Genomic DNA, 18,011 nt, shown 5'->3' with positions numbered 1-18,011 from the left:
AACTAAAATTTAAAAATATTTTTTAATCTATTTCTAATTCTTTTTTTAAGTTTAGTAACCTTCAGAAATAAAGTGTCATTTTTTATCTGTACTTTAAAAAAATCCCTGTTTTGCTTTACTAAACGAGGATATTGTCTTTTTAATTCATTATAAACACTACATTTTTTTTTATTGATATAAACTGAATTTTGCTCATTGTATTTTGCAACATATAAAACTTCAATTATTTTCCAGCTATTTAGTAAACTAATAGCCTTATTTTCTGAATTTAACAAACTCAAATTATCTAATGAAGTATTCCTATACAAAACATAAGTAGTATCTGAAAATAGTATTTTTCGAGCATTTGATAGTATCCTAAAAAAGAACTCTCCGTCATCATTTATACTTAAACTTTCATTCCAATGGCCTGAATAATCAATAAGTTTTCTATTTACCAAAAAAGCCAAAGAAGGATAAAACCCACCATGTAAACCTATTAAATTAAAATACTCTTTCGTAGAATTAAAATTTTTGTAATCGGCATTATTTTCGTTTACTTTTAAACCTTCCTTAAGATCCGTAAACTTACCCCACTTACAAGTAGAAATAACAAATTCATCCTCTTTTTCCAACAAATAAAGTTGTGTTTCAATTTTGTTCGGTGCCAAGATATCATCCGAATCTAAAAACTGAATAAATTCTCCTTTTGCAATTTTTAAGCCCAAATTCCTCGAGCTACTTGCTCCTTTTTTTAAACCATTAGGTTTAATAATGTAGCTGATTCTTTCGTCTTCTTTAGAATACTTTTCCAACAATTGCTGTGTCGCATCTGTTGAAACATCATCTATAACAATACACTCCCAATTGGAATACGTTTGCATTAAGACACAATCGAGAGTTTCTTTGATTAAATGGGCCCTATTATAAGTAGGAATAATAATAGATACTAAAGTTTTTATCATTTAATTTTTATCATAAATTTCAATAACTAAGTTTTGTATTTTAGTATAATCATAATCTTGAATAGCGTTTTCATGATTCAACTTTACTAGTGATGGGATACTTTCCTTGTTTTTTATTACATCCAATATCCTACTTGCAATTTCTTCAGGATTTTCAGGATTATCAATTATGCCTCCGAAATATCCATTTCCAATAAGTTCTTTAGTTGCATTCCCAGGATTGGATTGTATCGGATAAGCACCTAACAACAATGCTTGAAGTAACGTATTAGGCATGCCGTCCGATACATTATTCCCAATATAAATGAATGATTTTCCAAAATAATCAAACAAATCTAATTGAGTTAATGCTTCCAAAATCCGAACTTTTTTACTTAATACAGTATCCTTTTGAATAAAGTCAGACACCTCTCCTCTGGCTGAAAACACATAAACATCAAAATTTTTAATATTTTCTGTTATTAATTTTATTGCTTTCAGCACAAAAATGGCCCTGCCAATTTCGTTCTGGTAACCTTTTATCAATATAATTTTTCTTTTACTTGGATCTGTAAAACTAGATTTTATTTCGTTTTGATGATAACCAGAACCACTTGGCAAAACCCCTAAAAAACACCCATTATATCCAAACTTTTCAGCTAAGTAAAAATCTCTTCTACAATCCGTAATCATAAAATCTACTCTTTTTAAAACAGAATATATTTTATTAATATCACTTTTTAAAACTTGATGCCTAAAAATATCATTTCCCCAACAAGAATAAATCCACTTTAAATGCTTAAACTTATTCATAGTCTTTAATATCGGATAACTACAATAATGCAGTTCAAAACTGTGAATAAAATCAGGCTGGATTTCAAGAATGATTTTCTCTAAAGCATCATTGGCCGTAACTTCCAGCAAAGGTTGAATTTTTTCGAAAACCGTTGGATATTTTTTACTTAAAAAATACTCGCCTTTTATATGCTTTACCTTTCTTTTTTTCCAATCCACGAATTGAGTAACCGAATCAAAAGTATCCAATCTTCCTCTCCCTAAAACATCAAACCAATAAAGTTTATATGATGAATCTTTTAGATTTTCTATCCATCGAGTAACATGTATAGATGGCATGGAGACAAAAAGTATTTTCATAAAATATATTATTTATAATTTGATTTTTTATAACCTTGTATAATATTCATTAAAGGAGATATTTTAAATGACTTTAATAAAATCTTAATTCCTTCGATAATCCCTAAATAGAACTGCTGTTTTGCCACTGTTTCAGAAAAATGCTTACGATAAAAATAAAAATAAAGTTTCTCCTTCTCTAAAGCTACATTAAGAGTTTTAAATTTATCCCGTTGCCCTCCTTCATTCGCCCAAAGATGCTCCACTAATATCTTTGGTTCAAAATAAATATTCGCACCAGCTTGCAACAAGCGCATGCCATAATCCCAATCATCACCCCAAATGGTAAAATGCTCGTCAAAATAAAAACCCGCCTCTTTAAATACCTCTTTTTTTACAATGTTGAGTCCCGAGCAGACTTGCAAACGAAACCGCCCTTTCGAAAAATTATGCGGTTTAGCAATAGTATCTAAAACCGTGTGATATTGAAACTCCTTTTCTGCCATTCCTTCAAATTGAATACCAGGAATCAGCACATCAATAACATTAGGTTGTAAGGTGGCTACAATTTGTTCAAAAGCTAGACTTGGAATACGCAAATCATCGTCCAAAAAAAACAACCAATCTTCCTCTTTGTAAAAAGCTAAAGCCTGATTTCTAGAATGATTCACCGAATGAGACCGATCATTTTTAACTAAAGTGTATGGATAGTTCAATTGCAGCTTTTCAAGAGTAGTGGTATAATCTTCAACACTTTGATCCACTATAACTACCTGAGATATATAAGGGGCAAAAGCGTTCAAATCTAACAACAGATTAGAAAGAAAGCCAATACGGTCCCGAGTAGGAATGACTAAAAAGAAATTTTTCATTTAAAAACTATATTGAATCAATTACAAAACATAAAATTGATTATCTACTTCTATTTAGAAAATAAACTTTTAAAAAGTTTAAATTAAGATTAATCACAAATGTATTCAAAATATAAGGGAGTAACCTAATTTTAGTTTTTAATGGAAAACTTTTAAAAAAATCCAATCCTCTTCTAAATACCATTTTCCTAAAAATATAATCTTCCTCTTCATTAAAAGTACCATACTTATTAACATTTAAAAGAGTTAATTTTTCTGCTACTAATCGGCTCTTATATTTATCAAAACTAATTTGACCTCTTATACCTGAATTCAAGCGGCGATAATAATAAAGAGGACTGTCGTATACTGCAATTTTAGGACATTTCAGCAACAGTCTATTAAAAAACTCCCATTCTTGTCTAACGGTCAATTTTTCGTTAAAAAGAGGTTTATTGCTATTCAGAAATTCTTTTTTGAAAAGAGGTCCATTCGTTACAAAAGAAATTCTCCCTCGAATATGGTTTAGCAATACATTTCCATCCAAATGCAATGGCCAAGGAATAGGCTGTATTACTGGCAAACTTTCATAAATTGCCCCTTTGCAAACTACAAAGTCATAATCCGCATTCAAAATTAAATTCATTTTATATTGAATTTTATTAGGAAACATCACATCATCACTGTCAAACCAATTAACATAGTCACCATTACATACTTCAAAACCATAATTTCTAGCAGCGTTTCCCCCCTTAAGTCTTTCTTTTGGTCTATGATGGTATTGAAAACGAGCATCCCTTTTTATATAGGTAGTAATTAGCTCCTCAGTATTGTCTGTAGAACCATCATCCACAATAATACATTCCCAATTTGAATACGTTTGAGCCAATACACTATCGAGTGTCTGAGCTAACAAGTGTGCACGATTGAAAGTGGGGATGATAATTGAAACTAAAGGACAATTCATTTTATAAATATTCTAATTGGTAATGTAAGTTTTTATGCATTACTTGATAGTCTATATTTGCAAATCTATACTAAATCATTGTAATAATTGGAAATCATATTATTTAAATCAAAATCCTTTGAAACCCATTTTCGAGCTGCTAAACTCATGTCGCTATATTTTGCAGGATTTGTAATCAATGATGTAACCGCTTTAGCCATGGCTTCAATATTTTTTTGCTGTACAATTATTCCTGTGTCTTTGGAAGTAGTAAAAGGTACTCCGCCGCTTTCAAAACCTACTATTGGCAATCCCATAGCTTGAGCTTCGGCTGATACAATTCCTTGAGTTTCCTCTCTACCTGAAGTATCTTTTATAGAGGTCATTAAATAAAGATGTGATTCCTCTAAAGCTTCTTTAATTAAAACCTGACTACCTTTTCCAATCAAAAAAACAGAATCTTGTAAATTCAATTCAATTATTAAATTTTGAAGCTTTGTTTGCAAAACACCTTCACCAATAATCTTATAGGTTACATTAAATCCATTATCCAAAAGTTTCTTTACAACACGAATACCAAATTCATGCCCTTTAATTTCAATTAATCTACCTACACTTATAAGTTTGAAATTAGTTGATGTTATTTTTTTTGGATTTTTTTTTGGTTTAAAATAACCAATATTGATTCCAACATGCTCTACCTTTATTTTAGATTCAGGACAACCCAAAGCCAATACATTTTGTTTTAAAAAAGGAGTATTGACAGTTATTTTATCTGCCATCTGAAACAAATTCATGTATTGTTTTTTTAATAATTCTAGGTGATTGATATCTTTAAAAAAAGCATCATAACCATGAAAGGTTACCAACAATTTCGATTTTAAAAAACCACTTTTTTTCAATATCGGTATAAACCCTGCATTGAGACCAAAATGCACATGAATAATTTCAGTTTTACGAAAAGGGAGATAATAATGAATACTAAACAATAGGTTCCAATCTATTTTCTTTAAAAACCATGAGGTTTTTAAAAAATACCAAAACACAAAAGGGTGAGCTATACAAAAAAAACCAAAAAGAAAACGCTTATATTTTTTAACAGGATAACGTAAGCAACTCGTTTTTTCTAAAATTTGGTATTTGTCTAGCAACTCTTCTTGGGAAGAGAAATTTGAAGTTTTTTTTTCTTTGACTAAAACATGAACCTCAAAACCTTTTTCAATTGCACCCACAATATTCGAAACTATAAATGTTTCTGAGGCTGTAGGAAATGCATCAACTACTATAACAAGCTTTTTTGAAATCATTTTTTTTATACTACTAACATTATCTATCTCTTAAATTTGGTAATCCCTTTTTGCAACAACTCATAAATCATTGTACCATAATACAACCCTAAACAATTAACGAAAACCATATATCTCCTTTTACGATTTAAAAAGCAGTTCACTTTCAAACGATCGAAAGCTCTTGCTGTACGTTTAGACAATTTAGGAAATTCATGTCTAATTAATGAAAAATGAACATAATATAACCGTTTAGGATAACTCAACAGTTCTTTTTGTTGATCATTCTTTAAGAAAGACTCAATTAATTGATAACTTTTAAACGCCGAATTAATTTTCTCCTCGGAATTTAGTTTACTCAAACTGTTATTGGGTAAAACTCGATAATAAGCATAAACCGCATCCACACATATTATCTTTTCAGAATAATACAAAACCCTTGTAAAAAACTCCCCATCATCATTATTTGTAATCGTTTCATTCCATAATCCTGCTTTATCAATAAGTATACTTTTCAACAACCATGACATCTGAGGTATAAACCAATTATTCATACCAAAACTAATCATTAGTTCTTTACCAGTTTTCGGCTTAGTATAATCAATTTTTTCAAATCGAAAAGGTTTATGTCTCTCTTTGTCCTGACTAAAATTAACCCATTTAGAAAAAGAGATATCTACCTGACTTTCAATCATTTTATTTAACTGAAATTCAATTTTTCTGGAATGTATCAAATCATCAGCATCTAAATATTGGATATATTCTCCTTGGCTCAATTCAAAACCAATATTTCTACACGAACTTGCTCCTTTTATTCTCCCATCCGGTCTTTGACTATATTGAAATCGACTATCCTTTTTGACATATTCCCCAACTACCTCATCGGTAGTATCCGTACTACCATCATCCACAATAATACATTCCCAATTGGGATAGGTTTGCGCCAAAACACTATCAAGCGTTTCACCAATTAAATGCGCTCGATTGTAGGTGGGAATGATAATGGAGACTAAGGGTTGCATTGTAAGGTTGTTTAATATTTTAAAAATAGCTATAAGGGTTTATCTTCTTTATATAGATGAATGTTTTTCATAACCAACTCAATTTCTGATTTAAATTGATCATAATATTGAGACAAATAATAACTTTTATAAAACACTTGAGTAAATGACATTCTAAATTCCAGATATGAAATTTTATTTAAAACAAACCTAATTAAAAGTTTTACACCTTCTTTAATTGACTTTTTCAAACCACTATATCTATTTTCAGGAAAATGAAATTTTTTATCAAGGACATACTTTTCATAACAACTAATCTTATAAAAAGTAAGCTGTTTACCCTTTGTTAGTCTACACAAATATGATATTTTCAATCTGCTACTAGGAAGATAATGTTTGAATAATAATTTAGAAGAATAATGTATTTTAAACCCTGAAAGTGCAATCATATATCCTATTTCATTATCACCACCAGAAACCAAAACCTTACCTACTCTATCTGTTAATTGATTTACAAATCCTTTTTCGTTGATTGAAGTCAGAACCGATTTTCTAATAATTGAACCTGCACCATAAACATATCCTTTTTTTAAAGTAATATCTCCATCAATATCATTTTGTGGCCCAACAGCATAGGCAAGTTTTACATTTTCAAACCAAGTAGGTTTTTCTCCTTCAATTACCTCTTGACCGATTCCACCTAACATCCCAATGCTATTATTTTCTAACATTAAATCATACGCAATTTGAATAAAATTTTCGTCTAGCCAATTATCATCATCACAAAAAATTAATATTTCACTATTTGTAGATGCTATCCCTTTATTTCTGGCATTTGATAATCCAGGTCTTGTTTCATAAATAATTTTAAAGGGTATTTTAGATTTTAATTCTTTCCATATTTGAAAAACTAATTCAGATGTTCTATCATTAGAATTATTGTCTACAATAATAACCTCCCATTTTAAATAAGATTTTGTTTTCTGTTTTGCTAAATGCTCTAAAGTAGGTCTAATTCTTTGGATACTATTGTAACAACATACTATAACACTTAAATCCATATTAGAATCATTTATTAACTCTTTTTCTTAAAGCCGTTTATTATTTATACCAATAGTCAATTCTCCCAACTCAAATAAATTGAAATTATGTTTTTTTAAGTATAGAATAAATTTTATCTCTTATTTGAAACTCATCATGTATTTCAATAATTAATATTTATCCTTTATTTATCTGTTAAACCTTTCTTTTTAATGCTTTAAACAATAAACTTAAATAGTATCTAACATCTTTATTTCCAGATTCAATTCTATCAATTTGATTTTTATAGTAGTTAAGACTTCCTACTTTCCCCTTAGACAAAACGGGATGAACCAAATACTTTCCGCCAAATGTTTCAAACCTTTCAAGATTTCCTTTTAAATCATTTAATCTTGTAAATAAAAGCATATTTTGCCTATACCAGGAATCAACATTTTCATTATCCCAAAAAACAGGTCTAACCATATCAAAGAGTTGATATCCTTGGCTTTTAAATTTTTCAATCCAATAGTTGGGTGCTTGTTCGTTAATGTGATTTTGCCCACCTTGATTCGGTATCGCAGCTGAAAATAGAATGGTATCACTTAAATTACAAATCGTTTTCACAAATACATCAGCACTATCAACACTAAGGTGTTCTGCAACTTCTAAAGAAATTGCTAAATCAAATTTTCTGTTAGTTTTAAATAATTTTTCGAGGTCGTATTCAACAAAATTGCTTTTGTCAATTTTGAGTAAATTTTTATCTACATAATTTCCATCAATCCCCAAAATATCTTGAACTCCATTTTCTTCAAAAACTTTTAACCAGGTTCCTATTCCACAACCTACATCAACAACTGATCTACAATCAAGAACTTTTAAAAGAAAAGGAACTACTTCCCTCGCTGCCTTAAAATTATGAACTGTTTCTTCATGTATATATCTTACGTTCTCTTGCATTTTATTTGAATTTTATTTCTGAATCATAAAAATAGTTCAGCCGTTCTTGAATAGGTTTCCTTGTATCAAATCCTTTCAAAACATTAAAATGAAAAGCATCCAATATAATATCAACATTGTTTTCTTCATCTCCATAATAAATATCAACCTTATACTTTTTTGATTTTATTAATCTAAAAACTGGAAAATAAAGTTTAATAATACCTTCCCTTTCTTTATGTTTTAAACTGTCACCAGTATTTCTGTTATTTAATCCCAAAATGGGTAAATCTTCATCGTCCTTTATAACTATTCCCAAAACTGGTTCTTTATACTCTACGGGATTTGAAAAGGCAAAATGAAATTCTACATTTTTTCCAGTTAACAAGGAATTTGTTCTTTTTCCATCACAAAAAATTTCTACACTTAAAATACCTCCTTCTTTATATTTCTTATTTAGATTTTTTGAAAAATCAAAAAATCCAACACTTTGTAATTGTTTTTCATCTATTATCTGATTTGAATTCAAATATAAATCTACAGCTTCATCAATCCCCCCTTCAAACACCACTCGCCCATACTCCATCACAATCCCCCTTGTACACAAACTCTTCACCGCCGCCATATTATGACTCACAAACAAGACCGTTCTTCCTTCGCCTTTGGAGATGTCTTGCATTTTACCAATGGCTTTCTTTTGGAATTCGGCGTCGCCTACGGCTAAGACCTCATCGATTACTAAGATTTCCGGTTCTAGGAAGGCGGCTACGGCAAAGGCCAAACGGACCGTCATTCCGCTGCTGTAGCGTTTAACAGGAGTATCTATATAACGCTCACAACCCGAGAACGCAATGATTTCGTCGAGCTTGGCGGTGATTTCTTTTTTGGTCATTCCCAGAATGGCGCCATTTAAGTAGACATTTTCCCGTCCAGTGAGTTCCCCATTAAATCCAGTCCCTACTTCCAATAAAGAGGCAATGCGTCCACGGGATTTGATACTCCCGGTAGTTGGTGCGGTTACTTTGGATAATATCTTCAGCAAAGTGGACTTCCCAGCGCCGTTCTTTCCTATGATTCCTAGTACTTCGCCTCGTTGCACTTCAAAATTAATGTCTTGCAAAGCCCACACATAGTCGGAAGTGCCTTTGGTGGTGCGGTCGTTGGTTTCGCCAATTTTTAAATAAGGATCTTCTTTGCCGCGTATCTTATGCCACCAACGGTTCACATCGTGACTGAGCGTACCCGTGCCCACCGTACCTAAACGGTATTGTTTGGAGATGTTTTCGGCTTTTAGGATAATGTCTTTCATTTTAAGTGAATGGTGAGAAGTGTATGGTGAGAAGTGAATAGTGAGAAGTGAATAGTGAGAAGTGAATAGTGAGTATCCTGAACCTCTAACTCTTCAATTCTCACTTCTCATTTACTTAAATAATTTCTAAATCCCAATAAAAGCTTCTTGACTTCATTCAATTGAAGTTCTAACACTTCATCATTTTTTATATATTCTAATCGGATTGCTATTAAAAACTGAGTTTCCAACTCTGAAAGAGAACCAATGGCTACATGGAGGAACTGAATAAATTCTTTGTTCCCTTTTCTTCCTGCTCCTTCAGCGATATTGGATGGAATCGAAACCGCAGCACGTCGCATTTGACTTGTTAAACCAAATTTTTCTGCATCCGGAAAATTTTGAGTCAACTTATAAATCGTTTCAACCAAGTCCATACTTTTTTTCCAAACATCTAATTCTTTATGATCCATAAAACAATTTCATATTTTTTGGGTAAGCAACAAAAAAATCACTTCTCCACCTTACTACTACTTACAACATCTCACTTTTCACATCCCACTTCTCACTTCTCACTTCTCACTTCTCACTTCTCACTTCCCTACACCGTATCAATAAAACTTTTTTCTGTTCTATTAAAAATTACAAGCCCCAAGAAAAAGACGAGTATGGTGAAGCTAAAAGCAAAAGCGAGTCCTGATAGCGAAATCGAGCCCACTTGTAGCAACATAAAGCGTGCGGTTTCTATGGTATACGCCAAGGGGTTATAATGCACCAACCAACCGTATTTGGGTAATTTTTCTTCAATCAATGCCAAAGGATACATCACCGCCGATAAATACATCAACAATTGCACACCAAAGCCAACAAGGTATGTAAAATCGCGGTACTTGGTTACCAAAGAGGAGATGATCATACCTAAGCCCAAGCCCAAGACTCCCATTAACAGGATCAACAGCGGTAGCAACACTACCGACCCATGCATCCCAATGGCTGCCCCCTTAGCATAATAAATAGCGTAAAACACTAGAAATATCCCAAATTGTATCCCGAGTTTCAACAAATTGGATATCACAATCGACAAAGGGGTGATGATGCGCGGGAAATATACTTTTCCAAAAATGTTGGCATTGGCTCTAAACGTATCCGAAGTCCCGGTCAAACAAGCGGTGAAATAATTCCACACCGTAATTCCGGCCATATTAAACAAAAATGGGGGTACCGTTCCGGTGGCAATTCCGGCTACCGAATTGAAAATAATGGTAAAGGTAATCGAAGTGAATAAGGGCTGAATCAAATACCACAACGGCCCTAAAACGGTTTGCTTGTACACCGTTACGATGTCGCGCTTTACAAACAAAAACAACAAATCACGGTAACGCCACACTTCCTTGAGTTGCAAGGAAAGGAAATTGTTTTTGGGCGTAATTTCAAACAACCAATCTTGATCGGCAGTAGGTTTGGTATGCATGGTGGTGGTATTTCTTGGCACACTGCTATTTGGGGGTAGCAGTTGCGTGACAAATATAGGGAAATATTTTTTTAGTTGTGAAGCGTGAGAAGTGAGAAGTTAGAAGGCAGAAGGCAGAAGGCAGAAGGCAGAAGGCAGAAGTTTGAAATCAGAAGTTAGAAGGCAGAAGGCAGAAGGCAGAAGTTTGATATCAGAAGTTTGATATCAGAAGTGAGAAGTTAGAGGTGAGAAGTTAGAGGTGAGAAGGCAGAAGTTAGAAGGCAGAAGTTTGATATCAGAAGTTTGAAATCAGAAGTTTGAAATCAGAAGTGAGAAGTTAGAGGTGAGAAGTGATTCGCTATTGATTCGCTTTCGACTGTACCAACATTGACTCTTATATAATAAGAAGGGTTTCGACTGCGCTCAACCTGACAAAGTAGAAGTCATAGTATATTAGTTTTTTAAATAAAAATTATACCTCTGTGCTGTGAATTAGTGATTTGCTTTAGGATTGGCCCTTCGACTGCGCTACCCTTGACTCTTTTATAATAAGAAGGGTTTCGACTGCGCTCAACCTGACAAAGTAGTGAATGGTGGGTTATAAGTGGTAAGTTGTGGTTTTTGGGTTTTGGTTTTTGGGTTTTGGGTTTTGAGTTGTGGGTTAAGGTTTAAGGTTTAAAGTTTAAAGTTTTGAGTTGTGGGTTATGCGTTGTGGGTTTTGGGTTTTGAGTTGTGGGTGGTGAGTGGCAGTTGGCGATTGGCAGTTAGCGGTTGGCTTTGAAATTGGCCCTTCGACAAGCTCAGGGGGTGAAGAGTGAGAAAAGAAATGTGGTAGTGGGTTTTGAGTGTGATAAAGTGAAAAGAGTAAGCAGTGAACAGTAAAAATCATTTAGTGTCTTGTGAATTTTCGTTGATTAGGTTTTCGATTTCCTTTTTTAATTTCGGAAGGTGATTGATTAAGATAGACCAAATGTTTTCATCTGAAATATTATCATAAGCATGAATTACTTGATTTCTCAAACTAATTATTGCTTTTGCATTGGTTATTTTAGTTTGAAATGTTGTATCTCTGGTGATAATTCGGTTCGTTGCTTCGCCTATAATTTCTAAATCTCTTTCAACAGCTCTTTTTAACATCAAGTTATCTCGATAGTTAAAAAAATCTTTTGATTCGTTTATAAAATAGCTATCAATTTCGTCAATTGCTATTTTAATATCGAATAACCATTTAAGGATTCTTTCATCCATAAATTAGCGCTTTAGTTTTGTTTATAGAATTTATTAAGATTGGATTTTTAAGTGTTTGTTCTTCAAGCAAATCAACTTCTCGTCCGAATAATTTTTTCAAATTTTCTTTCAGATTCATATAATTATCAAAGTATTGTGATATTTCAAAAGGCTTAAATTTTACTAAAAAATCAATATCGCTTTTTTCATTGAAATTTGAATTTAAAGCTGAACCAAATAGGTACATTTTGTCCACATTGTGGGTAGAACAAATTATTTTAAGGCGATCGATATTTTTTTCAATTTGAATCATACTTCAAATTTAGCGAAAAAGTTTCTATTAATTCTCTGTTTTTTTTAGCTACTTCATGCTATAGTGTAATTTTTAATCAACGATTATTTATTTTTTTTTGCTATTAAAATCAACACTGCTACTCGTTGTAAACCAACTCTAAAGCCGGAGAAGAGATTGCTATTTTTATACAGTAACTTTTGATACCTCATGTTGATTGATTTTGAGTGGTGAGAAGGCAGAAGTGAGAAGTTAGAGGTGAGAAGTTAGAAGTGAGAAGGCAGAAGGCAGAAGTGAGAAGGCAGAAGGCAGAAGGCAGAAGGCAGAAGGCAGAAGTTTGAAATCAGAAGTTTGAAATCAGAAGTTTGAAATCAGAAGTGAGAAGGCAGAAGTGAGAAGTTAGAGGTGAGAAGTGAGAAGTGAGAAGTTAGAGGTGAGAAGGCAGAAGTGAGAAGGCAGAAGTGAGAAGGCAGAAGGTAGAAGTGATTCGCTTTTGATTGGCCCTGCGACTGTGCTACCCTTGACTCTTTTATAATAAGAAGGGTTTCGACTGCGCTCAACCTGACAAAGTAGTGAATGGTGGGTTATGAGTGGTAAGTTGTGGGTTAAGGTTTAAAGTTTAAGGTTTTGAGTTGTGGGTTATGCGTTGTGGGTTTTGGGTTTTGAGTTATTTGTAGAGGGTGGTGAATGGTGAGTAGTAAAAACCTATTCCCTTCAGTCACTATTGACAACCCACAACTGACAACCAATTACCGATAACCGATAACTGATAACGGATTACGAATAACTGATAACCGACAACTGATAACTGATAACTGACAACTGAATTTAAGGGTTTTTCTTCCAGATTTTGTCATGATTGGGCAAGTAGGTTGGAAGTGCCGCGGATCCATACCAAGGCAGTAGTTCGGCGGTTAATAGCTGTTCTTTTACCGCTGGGTCGGTGAGTACCAAAGCCTGTGCTTCTTCTATAGTTGCCACATTCAAAATAAAAATACCCCGATACTGTCCGTCGTTTTTCCCGCAAGGACCCGCTACGACGAGTTTTTTATTTTCAACTAGTTGCCCTATATTTTTCATGTGTCCCTCAAAAGCCTTGGCTACAAAAGCTTTATCTGTAGTAGTATTGGGTCCTGTTTTGAGTAAAACCAAAACATAACGCTTCATTCCAAAATCGTCTCCCCCCAATTGCTTGGCCAAAGCTTCATCATAGTTGGTATTGGTTACTTGTCCGTATCCATAGGCCATGCCTAATAGCAATAATCCTATGCCTAAAATTTTTTTCATATTATTAGTTTTTTGAAGGTAGTGGTGAATGGAGAGTAGTAATTGGTGATTGGTGAATGGTGAATGGTGGTTAGCTTTGAATTAGCCCTTCGACTGCGCTACCATTGACTCTTATATAATAAGAAGGGTTTCGACTGCGCTCAACCTGACAAAGTAGACGTCATTTTGTATTACTTTTTTAAATAAAAAATAAACCTCAGTGCTGTGAATTAGTGATTTGCTTTAGGATTGGCCCTGCGATTGTGCTACCATTGACTCTTTTATAATAAGAAGGGTTTCGACTGCGCTCAACCTGACAAAGTAGAAGTCATAGTATTACTTTTTTTTAAAATAAAAATTAGATCTCTGTGCTGTGAATTAGTGATTTGCTTTAGATAGACCCTTCGACTGCGCTTCCACTGACTCTCATATAATAAGAAGGGTTTCGACTGCGCTCAACCTGACAAAGTAGTGAATGGTGAATGGTGAATAGTGAATAGTGAGTTATGAGTGGTGGGTTGTGAGTGGTGAGAAGTGAATAGTGAGTTATGAGTTATGAGTGGTGGGTTGTGAGTGGTGAATGGTGAGTGGTGAATGGTGAGTGGTGAATGGTGAAAACTCTACTCCCTTCAGTCCTCACTTTTCACTTCTCACTTCTAACTTCTAACTTCTCACATAAACTTTCCGAGATGCCCTATTACTTTAAAATCTGAGCGGCATGCGCTTTGGTTTTAACGTCTTTGATTACTTCTTCAATTTTACCTTCCTCGTCGATTACAAAGGTGGTTCTGTGAATGCCATCGTATTCTTTTCCCATAAATTTTTTGGGTCCCCAAACGCCGAAGGCTTGGATTACAGCATGGTCTTCATCGGCAAGTAAAGGAAAAGGAAATTCATATTTTTCTTTGAACTTGGCTTGCGCCTTAGCACTATCGGCACTGACACCTAATAAGGCGTAATTATGTGCCTGAAAACGAGCAAAATTATCTCTCAAATCGCAGGCCTCAGCGGTACAGCCCGGCGTACTGGCTTTGGGATAAAAAAACACTACTAGTTTTTTTCCCTTATAATCGGCTAATTGGTGTACTTTTCCGTCTTGATCTACCCCTGAAAAAGCTGGTGCGGCATCGCCTTTTTGTAATGTTGTCATGATACTATTGTTTTTAAGCCCGCTTTAGAAAATGCTCTGGCAGGACTGGATTGTCTACTATTCAAAAATACAGTATTTTTACCAAATAAATTCACCAAAATGACCAAACAAGAACGCGTCACTTTCGCAATTCAAACGTTACAAACTTTATATCCTTCTATTCCCATTCCGTTGGATCATAAAGATCCTTATACTTTGTTGGTCGCCGTGTTGCTTTCGGCCCAATGCACGGATGTACGGGTGAACCAAATTACCCCTATCCTATTTGCCAAGGCCGATAATCCGTACGACATGGTCCAATTGTCTATAGAAGAAATTCAAGATATTATCCGCCCTTGTGGGTTATCGCCCATGAAATCGAAAGGAATTTACGGCTTGTCGCAAATTTTAATCGAAAAACATCAAGGGGAAGTGCCTCAAAGTTTTGAAGCCCTCGAAGCCCTACCTGCCGTGGGACACAAAACCGCCAGCGTAGTTATGTCGCAAGCCTTTGGCGTACCCGCTTTTCCGGTAGACACCCATATTCACCGCTTGATGTATCGCTGGAATTTGAGCTCAGGCAAAAACGTGGTGCAAACCGAAAAAGACGCCAAACGCCTATTTCCCAAAGACCTATGGAATGATTTACACCTGCAAATGATCTGGTATGGTCGGGAGTATTCGCCTGCTAGAGGTTGGGATCTCGAGAAAGACGTCATTACCAAAACAATTGGCCGAAAATCGCTCTTGACCGAACTAGAACAAAAAAGGTAGATACAAAGCGATTTGGCTTTTTACCTACCTTTTTATTAAAGCGTTCATACTTAATTTGCAATTATTTCAAAAACTGCAGTTTTGGTTTTCACCATCGTAACGGCCCTAGAATAATTCAGCAAAAAATCAATGACTTCTTTTTTGGGTTTGAGATCTTTTGCGGTTGCTTTTTTTTTGGAGTAAAGTTTTGCCATACTGTTTTAAGATATTAAGAGAGAAACTCTATTGATTCTCAAAACATAACGGCCTATTTTTGCTTTTAGTATGAAGTGGTCAAAATAATTTGATGCTTTTCGATCACTTTACGCAAATTCAACAAAGCATAGCGCATGCGACCCAAAGCTGTATTGATACTTACTCCCGTTAGTTCTGAAATTTCTTTGAAACTCAAATCTTGATACATGCGCATCATCACTACTTCTTTTTGGTCCTCGGGTAATTCTTGAATAATTCGACGCAAATCTTTTGCCACTTGGTCCCTTATTAACTCATTTTCCACCGTCAAAGCCTCATCTTTCATGATCGAAAAAATAGAAAACTCCTCCGTTTCTCTAAAAAATGGCATTTTTTTACTTTTTCTGAAATGATCAATGATTAAATTATTGGCCACACGCATCACAAAAGGCAAAAACTTTCCTTCTTCGGTGTATCCATCTGACTTTAGTGTTCGAATTACTTTGATAAAAGTGTCTTGAAAAATATCATTGGCCAAATCCCGATCTTGAATTTTGGAATAAATAAAACCAAATATTTTAGATTCATGGCGGTTGATCAGCTGTTCTAGGGCTTTTTCATTTCCAGAAACATAGAGCTGAACCAAATACGCATCGGTGCATTGAGTAGTTTCCATAGCATTACCTTTTAGTGTTCGTTATTTTGGGGTTCTAAAAAGTAATGTTAATCTATAGGCACAACAGCTTGATGGGTTAGTTGACCAAATTTAACAAACTTTTATCTTAAAAACCAAATAAAAACCTAACAAAGGTGTTTTCTACTAATAAAAGGCGAAAAACTTCAGATAGGGTTTACAAAAAAAGGGGTGTGGACTGGGGGCTGTGGGCTGTGGGCTATAGGTTTTGGGCTATGGGTTTTGGGGTGTGAGAAGGCAGAAGGCATAAGGCGGAAGGCAGATGGCAGAAGGCAGAAATCAGAAATCAGAAGGTAGATGGCAGAAGGCAGAAATCAGAAATCAGAAGGTAGATGGCAGAAGGTAGAAGGCAGATGGCAGATGGCAGAAGGCAGAAATCAGAAATCAGAAGGTAGAAGGCAGATGGCAGATGGCAGAAGGCAGAAATCAGAAGGTAGAAGTTAGAGGTTAGAAGTGAGAGGTTAGAAGTGAGAGGTTAGAAGTGAGAGGTTAGAAGTGAGAAGTCAGAAGTGAGAAGTGAATGGTGAGGGGTGAAAAGTGCCTTAAAAAGGTCAGTAGATTGTTTGAAGGATTGGGAATAGTCCCGAAAAATCAGCAATAATCCCGAAGATCGGGTTATAACCGAAACTTCGGGACCAATAGTTAAACATAAGGGTAATGTTGAATCTGTAAACAGATAAATGATGATTCTCCCCTACTTATTGATAGACCTTGATATAGTCGATATAAAAATTATCAGGGAAATCGGCGTCGTTTACTTCTTTTCCACCAAAATTTCCTCCTACGGCTAAGTTGGCCAAGAAATAAAAAGGTTGATTAAATGGCCAAACCGTTTCGTTTTTTTCTTCGGGTTGAAAAGTGTACACCAAACGATTGTCTATAAAAAAGGCAATTTTCTCTTGATCCCATTCAATGGCATACAAATGATACCCTTTTTCGATTTTGGGCAAAGTGGTTTTTTTCGTATTGATCGTAAGCCCATGGCTGTCTTGGGTGTGTAAAGAAGTAAACACCACATGCGGTTCGCGACTTACATATTCGAGTATGTCAATTTCACCACACTTTGGCCAACCTACGGTATCAATATTCGACCCCAGCATCCAAACCGCTGGCCAAACCCCAAGGGCGGTGGGCAATTGGGCCCGAATTTCCATTTTCCCATATTGAAATTCCTTTTTACCTTTAGTGGTCAATCGGGCAGAAGTGTACCCTTCCCCTTCTTTCTGTGCGGTAATGACTAATTTTCCGTTACGCACTTTAAAATTTTTATCGGTGTACACTTGCAGTTCGTTATTCCCCCATTTGCAATTGTTAGGACAACCATCGCCTAATTCAACATTCCACACCTTGCGATCCAAGGTCGTACCGTTGAAATTTTCTTCCCAGACTAGTTTTCGTTCTTTTGTCTGTGCCCATCCCAAAAGGGTAACGCCACAGAATAGTAATATATATTTTTTCATTTAGCTGTTTTATAAGTGAATCTGTTTAAAATTTAAAGGTTTAACCGCAAAGAACACAAAGAGATACGCAAAGAACGCAAGAAGAAAGGTCATCATCTATTTTTTACGATTTAAAAGGATTATAGCGTTCCATGCTACTTGGTAGGGTTCATGA

The 18,011-nt window shown here is 34.6% G+C and carries 20 protein-coding genes; 2 read left to right on the top strand and 18 right to left on the bottom strand.

Annotated elements, in window-relative coordinates; all coding sequences use genetic code 11:
* Positions 1-2: 2 nt before the first annotated feature.
* From ACZIX2_RS08135 to bcp, 15 genes are all read right to left on the bottom strand, one after another.
* Positions 3-944 (bottom strand): glycosyltransferase family 2 protein, encoded by a 942-nt coding sequence (locus ACZIX2_RS08135; protein WP_463339594.1) that lies wholly within the window; start codon positions 942-944, stop codon positions 3-5.
* Positions 945-2,078 carry a glycosyltransferase gene (locus ACZIX2_RS08130; RefSeq protein WP_463339593.1) on the bottom strand — a complete coding sequence of 378 codons (1,134 nt, stop codon included), beginning with the start codon at positions 2,076-2,078 and terminating at the stop codon, positions 945-947.
* Between the two features lie 8 nt (positions 2,079-2,086).
* Complete coding sequence (locus ACZIX2_RS08125; RefSeq protein WP_463339592.1) at positions 2,087-2,929, bottom strand: glycosyltransferase family 2 protein; 843 nt, start codon at positions 2,927-2,929, stop codon at positions 2,087-2,089.
* Between the two features lie 40 nt (positions 2,930-2,969).
* Entirely contained in the window at positions 2,970-3,875 is a 906-nt protein-coding gene (locus ACZIX2_RS08120) for a glycosyltransferase family 2 protein (RefSeq protein WP_463339591.1), read from the bottom strand.
* 65 nt (positions 3,876-3,940) lie between these two features.
* Positions 3,941-5,161: a glycosyltransferase gene (locus tag ACZIX2_RS08115; protein WP_463339590.1), complete on the bottom strand. Its 1,221-nt coding sequence runs from the start codon at positions 5,159-5,161 to the stop codon at positions 3,941-3,943.
* Positions 5,162-5,184: 23 nt separating this feature from the next.
* On the bottom strand, positions 5,185-6,162 hold the full coding sequence (locus ACZIX2_RS08110; protein ID WP_463339589.1) for a glycosyltransferase family 2 protein: 978 nt from the start codon (positions 6,160-6,162) through the stop codon (positions 5,185-5,187).
* A gap of 29 nt (positions 6,163-6,191) precedes the next feature.
* The gene (locus tag ACZIX2_RS08105; protein WP_463339588.1) at positions 6,192-7,202 is read right to left on the bottom strand and encodes a glycosyltransferase; all 1,011 of its coding nucleotides are present in this window, start codon (positions 7,200-7,202) and stop codon (positions 6,192-6,194) included.
* Between the two features lie 175 nt (positions 7,203-7,377).
* The gene (locus tag ACZIX2_RS08100) at positions 7,378-8,124 is read right to left on the bottom strand and encodes a methyltransferase domain-containing protein (protein ID WP_463339587.1); all 747 of its coding nucleotides are present in this window, start codon (positions 8,122-8,124) and stop codon (positions 7,378-7,380) included.
* A 1-nt stretch (position 8,125) separates the two neighbouring features.
* Positions 8,126-9,412, bottom strand: coding sequence for an ABC transporter ATP-binding protein (locus tag ACZIX2_RS08095; protein ID WP_463339586.1), 1,287 nt, complete (start codon positions 9,410-9,412; stop codon positions 8,126-8,128).
* A 107-nt stretch (positions 9,413-9,519) separates the two neighbouring features.
* Positions 9,520-9,864 carry a four helix bundle protein gene (locus tag ACZIX2_RS08090; protein WP_463339585.1) on the bottom strand — a complete coding sequence of 115 codons (345 nt, stop codon included), beginning with the start codon at positions 9,862-9,864 and terminating at the stop codon, positions 9,520-9,522.
* Between the two features lie 128 nt (positions 9,865-9,992).
* On the bottom strand, positions 9,993-10,862 hold the full coding sequence (locus ACZIX2_RS08085; protein ID WP_463339584.1) for an ABC transporter permease: 870 nt from the start codon (positions 10,860-10,862) through the stop codon (positions 9,993-9,995).
* A gap of 864 nt (positions 10,863-11,726) precedes the next feature.
* Positions 11,727-12,089, bottom strand: a complete 363-nt coding sequence (locus tag ACZIX2_RS08080; RefSeq protein WP_463339583.1) for a HepT-like ribonuclease domain-containing protein — start codon at positions 12,087-12,089, stop codon at positions 11,727-11,729.
* Positions 12,082-12,381: a nucleotidyltransferase family protein gene (locus tag ACZIX2_RS08075; protein ID WP_463339582.1), complete on the bottom strand. Its 300-nt coding sequence runs from the start codon at positions 12,379-12,381 to the stop codon at positions 12,082-12,084. The genes ACZIX2_RS08080 and ACZIX2_RS08075 overlap by 8 nt, the downstream gene beginning before the upstream one ends.
* 807 nt (positions 12,382-13,188) lie before the next feature.
* Entirely contained in the window at positions 13,189-13,647 is a 459-nt protein-coding gene (locus ACZIX2_RS08070; protein WP_463339581.1) for a YciI family protein, read from the bottom strand.
* A 676-nt stretch (positions 13,648-14,323) separates the two neighbouring features.
* Positions 14,324-14,776 carry a thioredoxin-dependent thiol peroxidase gene (gene bcp, locus ACZIX2_RS08065; RefSeq protein WP_463339580.1) on the bottom strand — a complete coding sequence of 151 codons (453 nt, stop codon included), beginning with the start codon at positions 14,774-14,776 and terminating at the stop codon, positions 14,324-14,326.
* A gap of 99 nt (positions 14,777-14,875) precedes the next feature.
* On the opposite strand from bcp, the gene ACZIX2_RS08060 reads away from it, so the two are divergent.
* The gene (locus ACZIX2_RS08060) at positions 14,876-15,529 is read left to right on the top strand and encodes an endonuclease III domain-containing protein (RefSeq protein ID WP_463339579.1); all 654 of its coding nucleotides are present in this window, start codon (positions 14,876-14,878) and stop codon (positions 15,527-15,529) included.
* A 50-nt stretch (positions 15,530-15,579) separates the two neighbouring features.
* Here the strand turns inward: ACZIX2_RS08060 and ACZIX2_RS08055 are convergent, their stop codons facing one another.
* A complete protein-coding gene (locus ACZIX2_RS08055; RefSeq protein WP_463339578.1) occupies positions 15,580-15,723 on the bottom strand; it encodes a hypothetical protein in 144 nt (47 codons plus the stop codon).
* Positions 15,724-15,788: 65 nt separating this feature from the next.
* On the bottom strand, positions 15,789-16,379 hold the full coding sequence (locus tag ACZIX2_RS08050) for an RNA polymerase sigma factor (protein ID WP_463339577.1): 591 nt from the start codon (positions 16,377-16,379) through the stop codon (positions 15,789-15,791).
* A 315-nt stretch (positions 16,380-16,694) separates the two neighbouring features.
* Between ACZIX2_RS08050 and ACZIX2_RS08045 the strand changes: the two genes are divergently transcribed.
* The gene (locus ACZIX2_RS08045; RefSeq protein WP_463339576.1) at positions 16,695-16,841 is read left to right on the top strand and encodes a hypothetical protein; all 147 of its coding nucleotides are present in this window, start codon (positions 16,695-16,697) and stop codon (positions 16,839-16,841) included.
* Between the two features lie 254 nt (positions 16,842-17,095).
* Here the strand turns inward: ACZIX2_RS08045 and ACZIX2_RS08040 are convergent, their stop codons facing one another.
* Positions 17,096-17,857 (bottom strand): glycoside hydrolase family 16 protein, encoded by a 762-nt coding sequence (locus ACZIX2_RS08040; protein WP_463339575.1) that lies wholly within the window; start codon positions 17,855-17,857, stop codon positions 17,096-17,098.
* Positions 17,858-18,011 lie beyond the last annotated feature (154 nt).

The organism is Flavobacterium riviphilum (genome assembly GCF_055231795.1).
This window is presented reverse-complemented; position numbering and strand designations above follow the sequence as displayed.